14 protein-coding genes are annotated in these 13,902 nt (G+C 43.8%); 7 read left to right on the forward strand and 7 right to left on the reverse strand.

What is annotated here, in order from left to right:
* Nucleotides 1–8: 8 nt before the first annotated feature.
* The 5 genes from ung to KYS23_RS05815 form a co-directional block, all read right to left on the reverse strand.
* On the reverse strand, nt 9–668 hold the full coding sequence (ung, locus tag KYS23_RS05795) for a uracil-DNA glycosylase (RefSeq protein WP_218398223.1): 660 nt from the start codon (nt 666–668) through the stop codon (nt 9–11).
* Entirely contained in the window at nt 665–1,951 is a 1,287-nt protein-coding gene (gene thrC, locus KYS23_RS05800; RefSeq protein ID WP_159532848.1) for a threonine synthase, read from the reverse strand. Before thrC ends, ung begins: the two co-directional genes overlap by 4 nt.
* A gap of 56 nt (nt 1,952–2,007) precedes the next feature.
* Nucleotides 2,008–2,961 (reverse strand): homoserine kinase, encoded by a 954-nt coding sequence (gene thrB / locus KYS23_RS05805; protein WP_218398221.1) that lies wholly within the window; start codon nt 2,959–2,961, stop codon nt 2,008–2,010.
* Between the two features lie 59 nt (nt 2,962–3,020).
* Complete coding sequence (thrA, locus tag KYS23_RS05810) at nt 3,021–5,486, reverse strand: bifunctional aspartate kinase/homoserine dehydrogenase I (protein WP_218398220.1); 2,466 nt, start codon at nt 5,484–5,486, stop codon at nt 3,021–3,023.
* Between the two features lie 329 nt (nt 5,487–5,815).
* Nucleotides 5,816–6,691: a LysR substrate-binding domain-containing protein gene (locus KYS23_RS05815; protein WP_159532854.1), complete on the reverse strand. Its 876-nt coding sequence runs from the start codon at nt 6,689–6,691 to the stop codon at nt 5,816–5,818.
* A gap of 240 nt (nt 6,692–6,931) precedes the next feature.
* Here KYS23_RS05815 and KYS23_RS05820 point away from each other — a divergent pair, with 240 nt between their 5' ends.
* Nucleotides 6,932–8,080, forward strand: coding sequence for an S-(hydroxymethyl)glutathione dehydrogenase/class III alcohol dehydrogenase (locus KYS23_RS05820; RefSeq protein ID WP_218418209.1), 1,149 nt, complete (start codon nt 6,932–6,934; stop codon nt 8,078–8,080).
* Nucleotides 8,081–8,179: 99 nt separating this feature from the next.
* Here the strand turns inward: KYS23_RS05820 and KYS23_RS05825 are convergent, their stop codons facing one another.
* Nucleotides 8,180–8,824, reverse strand: a complete 645-nt coding sequence (locus KYS23_RS05825; RefSeq protein ID WP_159532858.1) for a response regulator transcription factor — start codon at nt 8,822–8,824, stop codon at nt 8,180–8,182.
* The gene (locus tag KYS23_RS05830) at nt 8,821–9,777 is read right to left on the reverse strand and encodes a sensor histidine kinase (RefSeq protein ID WP_246604307.1); all 957 of its coding nucleotides are present in this window, start codon (nt 9,775–9,777) and stop codon (nt 8,821–8,823) included. Before KYS23_RS05830 ends, KYS23_RS05825 begins: the two co-directional genes overlap by 4 nt.
* 314 nt (nt 9,778–10,091) lie before the next feature.
* Between KYS23_RS05830 and KYS23_RS05835 the strand changes: the two genes are divergently transcribed.
* The 6 genes from KYS23_RS05835 (at nt 10,092) to arsH (ending at nt 13,874) form a co-directional block, all read left to right on the forward strand.
* Complete coding sequence (locus KYS23_RS05835) at nt 10,092–10,832, forward strand: hypothetical protein (protein ID WP_159532862.1); 741 nt, start codon at nt 10,092–10,094, stop codon at nt 10,830–10,832.
* A 96-nt stretch (nt 10,833–10,928) separates the two neighbouring features.
* The gene (locus KYS23_RS05840; RefSeq protein WP_159532864.1) at nt 10,929–11,453 is read left to right on the forward strand and encodes a hypothetical protein; all 525 of its coding nucleotides are present in this window, start codon (nt 10,929–10,931) and stop codon (nt 11,451–11,453) included.
* A 57-nt stretch (nt 11,454–11,510) separates the two neighbouring features.
* Nucleotides 11,511–12,155: a protein tyrosine phosphatase family protein gene (locus KYS23_RS05845; RefSeq protein WP_232370678.1), complete on the forward strand. Its 645-nt coding sequence runs from the start codon at nt 11,511–11,513 to the stop codon at nt 12,153–12,155.
* A 122-nt stretch (nt 12,156–12,277) separates the two neighbouring features.
* Entirely contained in the window at nt 12,278–12,631 is a 354-nt protein-coding gene (locus KYS23_RS05850) for a metalloregulator ArsR/SmtB family transcription factor (protein WP_218398236.1), read from the forward strand.
* 53 nt (nt 12,632–12,684) lie between these two features.
* Entirely contained in the window at nt 12,685–13,155 is a 471-nt protein-coding gene (locus KYS23_RS05855) for an arsenate reductase ArsC (protein WP_159532866.1), read from the forward strand.
* Entirely contained in the window at nt 13,155–13,874 is a 720-nt protein-coding gene (arsH, locus tag KYS23_RS05860) for an arsenical resistance protein ArsH (RefSeq protein WP_159532868.1), read from the forward strand. The genes KYS23_RS05855 and arsH overlap by 1 nt, the downstream gene beginning before the upstream one ends.
* The last annotated feature ends 28 nt before the right edge of the window (nt 13,875–13,902 follow it).

Raw genomic sequence — 13,902 nt, forward strand, 5'->3', positions numbered from 1 at the left:
GCCAAAGACTATACCTGCCAATAAATGGGTGAAAGCCCTTTGCTGGTTAGGTAGGCATTGGTGTCGCTAAAATGGTGACAACCAAAGAAGCCTCTGTAGGCCGATAACGGTGACGGATGCGGCGCTTGAAGCACACAATGCTTAGTGCGTCTGATATGCTTGCCTTTCTTTTGTGCGTGACTGCCCCACAATAAAAACACTACGTTTTCTGCGTGCGTGTTAACTGCCTCTATTACCGCATCGGTATAGGTTTCCCATCCCCACTTAGCATGACTATGTGCCTTGCCCTGCTCTACCGTTAACACCGTATTAAGCAGCAGTACACCCTGCTCGGCCCAAGGGGTAAGTGTGCCATGGTTCGGAATGGAGAAGTCGGTAATATCATTGGCTAATTCTTTATAAATATTAACCAGCGAGGGAGGTGTTTTAATATTTGGTAATACCGAGAAGCATAAGCCATGAGCTTGATGTGGGCCGTGATAAGGATCTTGTCCTAATATCACCACCTTTACTTTTTCTAGCGGTGTCATCGTGAGTGCATTAAATACATCTTCTGAGGGCGGGTAAATGACTTTACCCGCTTCACGTTCAGATGCTACTTTTTGCATTAGGGCTTTGAAGTAAGGCTTATCTTCTTCACTGCCCAATGCTTGTGCCCATGTGGTCACGCTTTTAGTAAATCCAACATATGCTGTTTAAGCGCATCGTAAGATGCAGGCAAATCAACAGCAAGGCTGTCTTCACCGGCTACATCAGCTAATGGCTTAGGCAAGCTAATAGGCGTGCCCAGCACGTTTTCTACCGTTTCGCGGAATTTCGCAGGATGCGCAGTACCTAAGAATAGGCCAATTTCGCCGTCTTCTAAGTCGTGGCTAACTGCACGGTAAGCAATAGCGGCATGAGGCTCACTGGTATAACCCAGTTGCGCTAATTGGCGCATAGCCAACTGAGTGTACTCTTCATCTACCATTTCGCCTTTTAAGCAGCCTTTATCAACATAGCCTTGCTCGATTAAGGCTTCAATGCGCGGCCAGTTGTTAGGTTGGCTAACATCCATCGCGTTAGACATAGTAGCGACAGTCTTCTTCGGCGCCCACTCGCCAGTTTTTAAATAGCGCGGCACAGTATCGTTGGCGTTAGTGGCAGCGATAAAGCGTTTAATTGGCAAACCCATTGATTTAGCAATCATGCCGGCGGTTAAGTTACCAAAGTTACCACTTGGTACCGAGATAACCAGTTGATCACGCTTATCTTTAGGTAATTGGCTTACCGCTTCAAAGTAATAACATACTTGGGCTAGCAGGCGACTGATATTAATTGAGTTAGCCGAGTTAAGGTGTAAACCTTCACGAATGTCTGGGTCGTCGAATGAAGCTTTTACTAGCGACTGACATTCATCGAAATCAGATTCAACGGCTACTGTATGGATATTGCCACCAAGGGTGGTAAACAGCTTTTCTTGCAGGGCGCTAATTTTGCCTTTAGGGAAAAGAATGACCACATTGATATTTTCAATACCGTGAAACGCATGCGCTACCGCTGCACCCGTGTCGCCAGACGTGGCGGTAAGAATAGTGACTGGTTTACCTTCACTAATTCTTGATAAGGTTTGCGCCATGAAGCGACCACCAAAATCTTTAAACGCCAACGTCGGTCCGTGGAAAAGCTCCAAAGTATAAATATTGTCGCTTACCTGCTCTACCGGCGCGCCAAAGGCAAACGCGGTATTCACGATTTCTTCTAATTCGCCATTGTTAAGCTCATCACCAATAATGGCACGAAGTACCGCTATGCTGCGCGCCGCGAACGGCATTTCAAGCAGTTCGTCAATGTTGTCTAATTTCGGGATATGAGTAGGGAAATACAAACCTTGTTGTTTACCTAACCCTCTTTTAACTGCTTCAGAGAATGAGGCAGTGTCCTGTGCGTCTTTTAAATTAACCAATTCCACGTTTTAATACCTTTTATCGTTGTGCCGTAATTTTATTTAGCTGCTGTATCGCTTCATTAAGCGATAGGGCCAACCGTGGTTCCCTGCTCAGGGATTTGGCACACATGGCTAAAGCCATCTTCATTTTGAATATAGTGTTCGTCTAAATAGGCAACGATACGCTGCGCTTTTTCTTTACTGTCACATACGGCGAATACGGTTGGGCCGGAACCCGAAATACCAAAGGCTAACGCGCCTTCTTGTTCACTGAAGGCTCTTGCTTCATCGAAACCCGGCAGTAACTGTTTACGATACGGTTCTGCAATTACATCTTTCATTACCGAGGCAGCAAGATCATTTTCACCTGCATGCAAGGCGTGTACAAACACCCCTAACTGGCGACCAAAAGTGAGCGCCGTGGCCATATCAACCTGCTTGGGTAATATATCGCGTGCGGCTGCGGTAGAAACGCTAATGCCAGAGTAACAAATAGCATAATACCAATCTTTCGCCAAAGGCAACGACAAGGTAACGGGCGACGTAGCGCCAGTCATTAATGTCATGCCACCAACATAACAAGGTGCTACGTTATCATAATGAATGCTGCCACTAATTTGCCCTTCTAATTCCCCCATCATGGTCAGCAAAGTGTCTTCATCAAAAGGGGCATCGAAAAAGGCATTTAAAGCGACAAAGGCGGCAACAATAGAACTAGCGCTCGACCCCAAGCCACTGCCTATTGGTAAGTTTTTCGATAAGGTCATCGACACTGGCGTGGTGGTCTTACCCACGTTTTCCATTTGCACACAAAAGTAGTGATAGCATTGAGTAACAATATTGCTTTCGGCATCCCTAGGCAATTTGTGTGCAAACGCCCCCACGGTCTTTAGTGAAAACGAATCAGCACTTTCAATATCCACTTCGTCGCCCAAGCGTGTGCCGTCAATAGGGGCAAGTGCGGCGCCTAATACATCAAACCCTAAACTTACATTGCCAATAGATGCTGGCGCATATGCTCGTAATGCTTTCATAATACTTTTCTTTAATTACTCTTTTAACTTCAGCGGCCCTTTAACTTTTAAAAAGCCAATTAGTGCGCCATCTGCTTCCATGGCATAGTACGTAAAATATCAGCGAATACGCCCGCAGCGGTTACCGTACCACCCGCACCATAGCCCCGAATAACATAAGGAATAGGCTGATAATAGTCACTGTTAATAGCCAGTGCATTTTCACCATCTTTTACTTGCGACAACGGATTAGATGCAGGTACAGCTTGAATAGTTACCTTACATTTGTCGCCTTCAATGCTGCCTATGTAACGAAGCACTTTTCCTTCGGCTTTTGCAGCATCTACACGCTTAGCAAATTCCGCATCTAGCTCAGGTAACTGCGCCATGAATTCATCAATTGAGCAGTCTTCGGCAAAACCAGCTGGTAATACCGATTCTATTTCAATATCAGACAACTCTAGCTCTAAGTCTGCTTCACGCGCCATAATAAGAAGCTTACGGGCAACGTCCATTCCGCTTAAGTCATCACGAGGATCTGGTTCGGTATAGCCATTATCTTTCGCTGTACTTGTAGCTTGAGATAGCGACATTCCTTCTTCTAACTTGCCAAATACGTAAGACAAACTGCCTGATAATATGCCTTCAAAGCGATGTAATACATCACCTGCACTGAATAGTTTTTGAAGGTTGTCGATTACCGGTAATCCTGCGCCTACCGTAGTTTCATATAGATACTGACGATTCGTAGATAATGCTGTTTTCTTCAACTTACGGTAGTAATCTAGTGAACTGGTATTCGCTTTCTTATTCGGTGTTACTACGTGGAACCCGTTTTCCATCATATCTACATATTGCTGAGCAATAGCATCGTGGCTGGTACAATCTACAATCACTGGGTTAACCAAGCTGTTATCATTCACAAACTGCTGTAAACGTTCAACGGAAAGCCCTTCACTGGCCGCATCTAATGCTGGCTTCCAGTCTTGATTTAGGTCTATACCTTGACTATTGAGTAACAACTTACGGCTATTTGCAATACCGTACACACGCAACTGAGTATTACGATTAAGTAAAGCCGGTTGCTGTTTTGCAATTTGGCTTAAAAGTTCGGTACCTACGTTGCCACACCCGACTAAAAACACATCAATGGTATGGCGATCTGAGAAAAAATTCTGATGGATAACCTTCACCGCTTTTTTCGCCCGCTTGTTTTCGATAACCGTTGAAATAGAACGCTCTGAGGACCCTTGGGCAATCGCTACGTTATTAACGCGAGCTTGCGCCAACGAGTTAAAGAAGCGTGCCGCTAAGCCTTTCGCATGACGCATACCGTCACCCACTAAGGTAACAATCGCTAAATCGTGGCGCACTTCAATAGGATCTAACAATTGGTTTTGCAACTCTAACGCAAATGCATCTTCTAACAAGCTTAACGCGCGATCAGCATCCTTACTTTGAATACAGAAGCTTATTGAGTATTCAGAAGAAGACTGAGTGATCAGGCTTATTGAGATATTCGCATTCGACATCACCTCAAACACACGGCTTGCCATACCAACCATGCCTTTAAGACCTGGGCCTGCAACGTTGAACATAGTGACATTATCAAGTTGAGAGATGCCTTTAACCGACGTCCACTTTTCGCTGGCTTCATTACTGATTAACGTGCCAGGGGCCGCGGGGTTCAGCGTATTACGAATTAAACAAGGAATATGGTGCTGGGCAATGGGGCCGATAGTTTTCGGGTGAAGTACTTTGGCACCAAAGTACGAAAGCTCCATAGCTTCTTGATAGGTTAACTTATCAAGCAGCACTGCTCCTTCAACTTGATTAGGATCGGCATTATAAACACCGTCTACGTCAGTCCAGATTTCACAACAACTTGCATCGATACAAGCCGCTAAAATAGCCGCTGAGTAGTCAGAGCCATTGCGTCCAAGTGTTACTTTTTCACCGGCCTCGTTCGCAGCAACAAACCCAGGCATTACCAATAACTCACTACCATCGATAGGCACATCGGTAAAGCGCGCTTTACTTAATGAAACATCGGCAATGCTATCTAGATACTCACCTTCTGCAAGGATGTAAGTCACCGGGTCGATAATACGATTTTTCACGCCTTTAGCGCTTAAGATACCGCTAAATAACGTTACCGAGATGTACTCACCAATACTTAAAATACCTGCCGCGATATTATCAGGTGCAACACCTAATAATTTAATACCATCGAGGTGTTGATTAAGTACACGCAGTTGCGCATGAATGAAGTCGGTAACATCGGCGTGTGCGAAGCCGCTGAGCTCTTCGTTTAGTGCATCAGCAATACCCGTCACGGTAGACGTCAATTTTTCAAATAGAGGGTGGAAATCTTCGCCAGCGGCTGCCTGCTCACATAAAAGTGACAATGCATTCGTTACCCCTTTAGGGGCAGAAAGTACCACTGCAGCGCCATCGGTTTGGTGGGTGGCCGTGCTAATGTCGTTCACGCGCAAGTAGCGCGGTGCGTCGGCAAGTGATGAGCCCCCAAACTTTAAGACTTTCATGTGCTGCTCCTATATCGGTTACGCCAGGTTACTGCTTTAAATCGGTTACTATGACGTGAGTAAAAAAAAGCCCGCTCTCTGTGAGGGCGGGCTTTCGTTGTCTTATGCTTACTTGCACTAGCCAGCGACCGCCCGTTTTAAGGTGGTAATCATAATGCTGATAGTGCCAATAAGAAGAATCGTTTTCATAGGGTCAATTTGCCGTATAGACGTCTATCTGTCAACCGCAGTTTTCACCATACTGTATTGCAAAAAGTGAAACACAAAACATTTCACGTTTCGATTTAAGCGATAATCAATCAGGCGATGCTAGAGTCGAGTAGCAAAAACTAATCATCATCAATTAATTGTGCAGATAGAAAATCAACTAACAAGCGAATTTTTGGCACTAAATGCCTGTTCGATGGAAACAATGCCCATACCGCTTCTCGCTTATCTCGATATGATGATAGCACTTCCATTAACTTGCCTGCTGCTAACGACTCACGCACATAGAATCCTGGAAGCTGTACTAAACCCAGTCCGGCCAATGCAGCATGATGTAGGGCATTACCACTGTTATACTTCACTCTTCCCCTAACACGCACGGTTTGCGCTTGCCCGTCATGATTAAACCGCCAATGGGGCTGAGATCCTACTAAGCACTGATGTTCGCTAATCATTTCGGTACTATTGGGTGCAGGGAAGGCATTTAAATATTCAGGGCTGGCGCACACATATAGCTGTCGGGTAGCCAGCTTTTTGGCCACCAACGTAGAATCTTCTAAATTACCTATGCGTATGGCTAGGTCATAACCTTCATCAATAATATCCATCGTGTCGTTAGTAAAACGACACTCTACTTCTATGCCTTCGTATTTTTTTAAAAATTGATTTATAAGCGGGGCGATAAAGGCTTCGCCAAAGGCAACCGGAGCGGTGAGCTTAATAAGCCCTTGGGGTACTTTTTGAAGTTGACTAATATTGAGCTCAGCCTCTTCTAGTGCTTTTAATGCGGGTTGGCATTGTTCAAAATAAATATGCCCGGCTTGAGTGAGTGACACACTTCGGGTGGTACGGTTAAATAACTTAACCCCCAAACGCTTTTCTACATTGGCGACTTTTCTACTTATTTGCGCGCCCGACGTGTCTAACTTAGTAGCGGCCGCGGTAAAGCTGCCAGTACTGGCCACCGCACAAAATTCTACTATACCTTCCCATGTCATGGCGTTTACCTTTATTGATGCAAATATTTCTAGCATGGCGCTATGATCAATAAAAGTTCTTAGAAGACGCCATTAGCTTACAATTAAACACCAACAAATTATTACACTCAAGTAATAATGAATTACCAAATCTGTATTTATAAAGCAGAGTCTCAGGTCTATAATCTGTTCCATAACGTAAGAAATTATAGGTAACGACATCGTGTTGTTTACCTACCCACTTTAATTTAGGAGCATGCCATGTCATTAGCATTGAAAGATGGAGAGACACATATTAAGTCTAAAGCAGCCGTTGCGTGGGCCGCTGGTGAACCGTTAAAAATGGAAGAGATTGATGTTGAACTTCCGAAAAAAGGCGAAGTGCTAGTACGTATTGTTGCCAGTGGCGTATGCCATACCGATGCGTTTACACTTTCAGGTGATGATCCAGAAGGTGTGTTTCCTTCAGTACTTGGCCACGAAGGTGGCGGTATTGTAGAAATGGTAGGTGAAGGGGTGACGTCTGTTGAAGTAGGCGACCATGTTATTCCTTTATACACAGCGGAATGCGGTGAATGTAAATTCTGTACGTCTGGCAAAACTAACTTATGCCAAGCGGTTCGTGAATCCCAAGGTAAAGGTTTGATGCCAGATGGCACCAGTCGTTTCTCGAAAGACGGTGAGCCAATTTACCATTACATGGGGTGTTCTACTTTTTCTGAATACACCGTATTGCCAGAAATTTCTTTGGCTAAAGTGAATAAATCAGCGCCTCTTGAAGAAGTCTGCTTGTTAGGCTGTGGCGTTACCACGGGTATGGGCGCTGTGCTTAATACTGCTAAGGTAAAAGAAGGCGATACCGTTGCTATATTTGGCTTAGGCGGCATTGGGCTTTCAGCTATTATTGGTGCACGTATGGCGGGCGCTAGTCGTATTATCGGTATTGATATTAACGAAAGTAAATTCGACCTTGCTAAGCAACTTGGTGCTACCGACCTTGTTAACCCTAAAAATTTCGACAAACCTATTCAGGAAGTGATAGTTGAAATGACCGACGGCGGCGTAGATTACTCCTTTGAGTGTATCGGTAACGTGAATGTGATGCGTTCTGCACTCGAGTGCTGCCACAAAGGTTGGGGCGAATCGGTGATCATTGGAGTAGCCGGTGCAGGCCAGGAAATATCTACTCGTCCATTCCAGTTAGTAACAGGCAGAGTATGGCGTGGTTCTGCTTTTGGCGGTGTGAAAGGTCGCTCTGAACTACCTGGTATTGTTGAACGCTACCTAGATGGTGAATTTGGCTTACAAGAATTCATTACACACACAATGGGGCTTGATGGCATCAATGATGCGTTCGATTTAATGCATAAAGGCGAAAGTATTCGTTCTGTTGTGCACATGGATAAATAGCGCTTAACCACTAAATTTGTCGTGTAATATTCAACAAGACCCGCGGTGAAGAACCCAAGCGGGTCTTGTTTATTTTTCTTCTATAGTTATCTTCCCTATTTACAACCATCCCCACTCTAATGCTTTAAGCACGGCTCGAGTTCTGTCTCGCACGCCCATTTTCGCCATAATGGCAGACACTTGGTTCTTAACCGTCCCGGTTGACTTGAACATAGCCTCAGATATTTCTTTATTGCTATAACCAGCGGCCACTAAACGTAAAATTTCTATTTCTTTTCGGCTTAAAGCTTCTGGCTGTTCAAACGACTCGAAGTTAACTTCTAACCCTTGTAACCCTTTAAGTACTTTTTCGGTAACACTTGGTTGAATGAGGGTATCCCCATTAACGACGGACTTAATTGCGTCAATTAAGGTTTCAAGTGAGACATCTTTAAGCAAATACCCTTTCGCCCCCGACTGCATCGCTTGAGTAACCAGTTCATGATCGTCAAATGTGGTTAGCATAATAACGGGGGTATCAATGTTATGCTTTCGCATTGCACGCAAAGCATCAATACCCGTCATCTCGGGCATACGAATATCCATTAATACAATATCTGCTCTATTAGCGTTAAGTGCATCAATAACATGGGCACCATCATCACACTCGGCCACGACTTCTACACTGTCATCCAATGCCAATAAAGAGCGTATTCCTTGTCGCACTAACATTTGATCTTCAACTAATACAACACGAATACTCATATTGGCTCCGGCAATAAAATATCAATAAGAAAACCTTGGTTGTTAAAGCCGAATTTCATTGTTCCACCAGTCTGCTCTACTCGCTCTACCATTCCGGTTAATCCATTACCCTTTTTTACAGGGCTTTCGGTCTGTACTTGTTCATCTTGTAGTTTCAACCAATAGCTATTTTTATGCTTGGTTAAACTGACACGCAGTTGCGCAGACTGAGTGTGTTTAATGGTATTCGTTAGGCTTTCTTGTACGCAACGAAGTAAGGTATCAGCGGTGGTCACATCTTCAATTTTGACATTATCTGCAATAGATAATTGCAGGCTTGGCCGAGGCAAATCTTTAAACAGAGCCCTCACCGCTTGCTGCCAATCCAAGGCCGCATTTTCACGAATATCGGACACCGCTTCTCTTACATCAGAAAGTAGCAGCTTAGCTAAGCTATGGCACTGATCAACATGCGCCTTTACTTCATCTAGCCCGCTAGCGTTAGCTTTATGGGACGCCACCTGCAAATTAATGGTAAGCGCCGTTAAGTGATGACCGAGTACATCGTGAATATTTCTGGCAATGCGCAGCCTTTCGTCCTGCTGCCCAGCTTGTCGTATAAGTTGTTGAGCACTCATTAACTGGCGATTCAATTCATCAGACTTTTCTCTGGCCATTTTTTCTTTAATAGCCACGTTTGACATCATCATGGCAAATAAATTGAACGTCCAGAATAGGGCAGCAGTAAGCAATGCATAACTGTCTTGCCAATAAAACGAGTGGATCAATCCTAGCGGTAAAGCGGCTACAACAGAAACAGCCAAACATATTTTCCACGCTAGATAGTAGGGCAGTAAAGCTGACCATATCACCAGAAAAATAGCGAGATAACTGTAGGGTAATAAAAATAAGCTAGTCACCGACAGCACATACAATGTGACCAACAATGGTATTCGCCACTGAGGAAACGACATATCTCGCCGTGTAACAACACTAAAACACAATGCTATTCCACCCACTACAGCACTAGTTAGCCAAGGCCTAGACGACGAGACGCCATAGTGTGAAAACGAGTAATAAAGTGCAGAACTGCTCACAAATAGCCAAGTTATGAGTGCGCTTGTCCTTTCGAAGTCAAAAAATTTGAGTATTTTCATACGCCTATTATTGCCTCAAGCGACGATAAATACATAGGCCAAAAGTCACTTTTTATCTTGTGACCTTCGGCACTAATACTAGAGAGAAGATATTGGCAAACTGACTACATCAAACATTTAAGGTGTAAGTCATGCAAAACATTCACAGCGCTATCGTTCTATTTCACATTATTTGCGGTGCAAGTTCACTGTTACTTTTTTGGGGACCATGTTTTACCAAAAAAGGCGGAAAACAACATAAAAAGATAGGTAATATTTATCTGGCCACGATGACGTTGACATCAGTCAGTGGTGTAGTTAGCTCGTCATTAGTGCTGCTTGCGCCCCTTCTTATCTTTCCGACGATGCCGGCGCACTTTGAAACTGTTGAGTATTTTCTTGCTTACCTTCAAGGCCAGTATATCTTCTTGCTCATGCTAAGCCTTCTGGTTTGGAACAATGTCAGGCACGCTAAAAGAGTCTTAGAGGTAAAAGTTAACCGAGGTGAGCTTCGTAAGGTTGAATACTTATGGTTACCCACTGCACTATTTTTTGTAGCCAGTATTGCGTTGTATCAAGGCATAAAATACAACATTACACTGACCCAAATTTTTGCGCCTATCGCACTATTTAACAGCATTGGTATTGCGCGATATGCATTCAAAAAAGACATTGCCAAAGGAGCATGGGTCATTCAACACATCGGGCATATTATTGGCTCAGGCATTGGAGCCTACACGGCATTTTTCGCTTTCGGTGGCCGCAGCCTATTTCAAAGCCTCCCCTTACTTCAGCTAGGAAGTTGGGTATTGCCAAGTTTAATCGGCGTCCCTTTTATTATTTGGCTAAGCAGGAAGTATTTTACGTTATTTAATCCAACTGCCCCTTCGTAATCAATCGTTAAAAAATCATCAAATACATAGTGCACTTGCTATCGATCAGAAAAGTGTATTAGTGTGTTTACATCATGCAAAAGGATTTGTAATTTAATGAAAAATAAAATGAAACAACAGCTAAACGTACTAATTACCCTGTTGTTACTTTCTGCGTCCGCCCCCTGTTTTAGTAAAGCAGATTCTGAGCAGGTACCTGAAAAAGAAAACGACATTGAAACCATAGAAGTCACCGCTAAACTTAAATTGCATCAATTAAAGTACGCTATCAAGCAGCGCTCATACGAATTTTTCGATGTTTTCAACAAGTACAATGATGTACCTGAGTTCGAAGTTATTTGTCGTTACCGAGCACCAAAAGGCTCAAAAATAAAGCGAAAAGAGTGTGAATCTCGTTATATAAAAGCGAAAAGAACACAGCTTATTGGTACTGCAATGGCAACAGGCGGCAGGCTTCCAGACGAAGGCCTTGTTGATATTCAAACCCGCGTCATGCGTATTGAATCACAAATGCACCTGCGTTCATTAATTGTCGACAACCCTGAGCTAAAAGAAAGCTATAATTCGTTAAAAGATGCTATGGACCGTTATGAAAAACATAAAGATGCAAGCAAAGAGTAACGCTTTAATCGTTAATGGTTTTACCCCTTTTAAAAATATCAATAAAGAGACCTTATAATGAAAATGTTAGTCGCTTTGGCGTCAGTTTTATCTATCGCATTTACGCTGAGTAATGCATGCGCGAACCAAGTAGCTGAAAGCACAAAACGAAAAAACGCAGAAGCTAACGCTAGCGCAGAAACTAAGCCTCATATTGAAGTCACTCTCGACTCACTAACCAACTATCAAGTTAATAACGACCGTATGGTTAGTTCTGGTTTGCCTTCTGCTGCGCATTTTCAATTATTGAAAGACGAAGGGATAAGTAGGGTTATAGATCTAATTCCCGGCGAGCGAGGGCAAGAAAAGCTAATGGTTGAAGCACTATCGCTTGACTATCACAACATTCAAGTTGAATGGGAACACCCTACCCTCGCTAATTTCAAAGACTATACGGGCTATATGGCTCAAGAAAATTCAACCGATGATAAGGTGCTTACTCATTGTAAATTGAATTGGCGAGGTGCCGTATTTACCTATTTGTACCGCATTACCGCATTAGGTGAATCAGAGCTATTGGCTAAACAAGACTTACTGGCCATCTGGCAGCCGAATCAAACCTGGTTTCAATTTATTAATACCGTCATAGATGACTTTAACCAAACCCACAATGCTCAACTCGTTACCTCTGTAACGCCACAGGTAGAGCCTCTTGAACAATAATTTTTAATTGTATTTTGGTAGCGACATCACCAAGAGCATAGTAAAACATCATTTAAGTTTGACACATACGAAAATTCATATACGATACCAACATATATGATTTAGCGTATTTGAGATAAATGATGACTGCAGCAACTTCTACTTCATGCGTTTCGCTTTCACCACTTTCATTGTTTAAATGTTTAGCGGAAGAAACTCGGCTAAAAACACTGTTTATGCTTTGTGTTAAAGACGAACTTTGTGTGTGTGATTTAACCGACGCGCTCAATCTTAGCCAACCCAAAATATCGCGTCATCTGGCCGATTTACGTAAATGCGGGCTAGTGACTGACGACCGACGTGGTAAGTGGGTTTATTACCGCCTCAACCCAGCGCTTCCCGCATGGGCCAAAGAAGTGATTCATTTATCTGCCACAAATAACGCTGGCTATATTAGCGATGCGCTAAACAACCTTAAATATGACGCGGGCTGTTAAACGCCCTTCTTACTTTTTTCAAATATGTGACGTAAACCATCAGGATTTTTGTAATGAAAATATTGTATATCTGCACGCACAATCGTTGCCGTAGCATCCTTTGCGAAGCCATTACTAATGCTTCAAGCAATTCATCGTTAGAAGCACGTAGTGCTGGTAGCCAGCCTGTGGGTGAAGTACATCCGTTGTCAGTAAAGTACCTTGCCGAGCGTGGCTATAGTACCGACGGTCTTAAAAGCCAGTCGTGGGACGACTTTGAAGACTACCAACCTGACATCGTCATTACCGTGTGTGACTCAGCAGCGGGTGAAGCTTGTCCTGTTTACTTTGGCAACTCTCTGAAGTTGCACTGGGGTCTTGAAGATCCTTCGAAATTAGAAGGTAGTGAAGAAGACAAAGCCCAAGCGTTCTACAACACCATCGATATTATCGAAAGCCGCGTTGCCGCACTAAGCGATATTGCATCTCGTAACCTTGCTATCGAAGACGTTAAAAAGGCGCTTCAGGAAAAAGGAGCTCAGTAATGTCGGAAAAAATATCACCTTCTGATAACTTAGTGACAAGCGTTACGCCTGCACCTACAGCTGAAGACTTCGCAAAAACGTATTCTGAACACAAACCGCGTATATTGTTGCTTTACGGCTCGTTAAGAGAGCGCTCTTACAGCCGTTTAGTAATTGAAGAAAGTGCGCGCTTGCTTGAATACTATGGTTGTGAAGCTAAAATTTTTGACCCTAGAGGTTTGCCACAACCAGACACAGAGGATGACACCCACCCAAAAGTAAAAGAGCTTCGCGAGCTCATGATGTGGTCTGAGGGGCAAATTTGGTGCTCGCCTGAACGGCACGGCAGTATGACAGGCATTATTAAAAGTATTATCGATTGGGTACCCTTGAGCATTGGCGCGGTGCGCCCAACTCAAGGGAAAACCTTAGCTGTAATGCAAGTCAGTGGTGGCTCTCAATCGTTCAACGCAGTGAATCAAATGCGTGTGCTTGGTCGCTGGATGCGCATGCTGACCATTCCTAACCAGTCTTCGGTGGCAAAAGCCTTTTTAGAATTTGAAGACAATGGCCGGATGAAGCCATCTTCTTACTACAACCGCATCGTGGATGTAGTTGAAGAACTGGTGAAATTTACCCTGCTGACCCGCGACAACAAAGATCACCTTGTTAATCGCTATTCTGAGCGCGTTGAAAGCGCAGAAGAATTGAGCAAACGGGTTAACCAAAAAACGATTTAGTCGACGCGATACTCGCACGTACTATCAA

The organism is Alteromonas lipotrueae (genome assembly GCF_019249255.1).
In the GTDB taxonomy this organism is placed as follows: domain Bacteria; phylum Pseudomonadota; class Gammaproteobacteria; order Enterobacterales; family Alteromonadaceae; genus Alteromonas; species Alteromonas lipotrueae.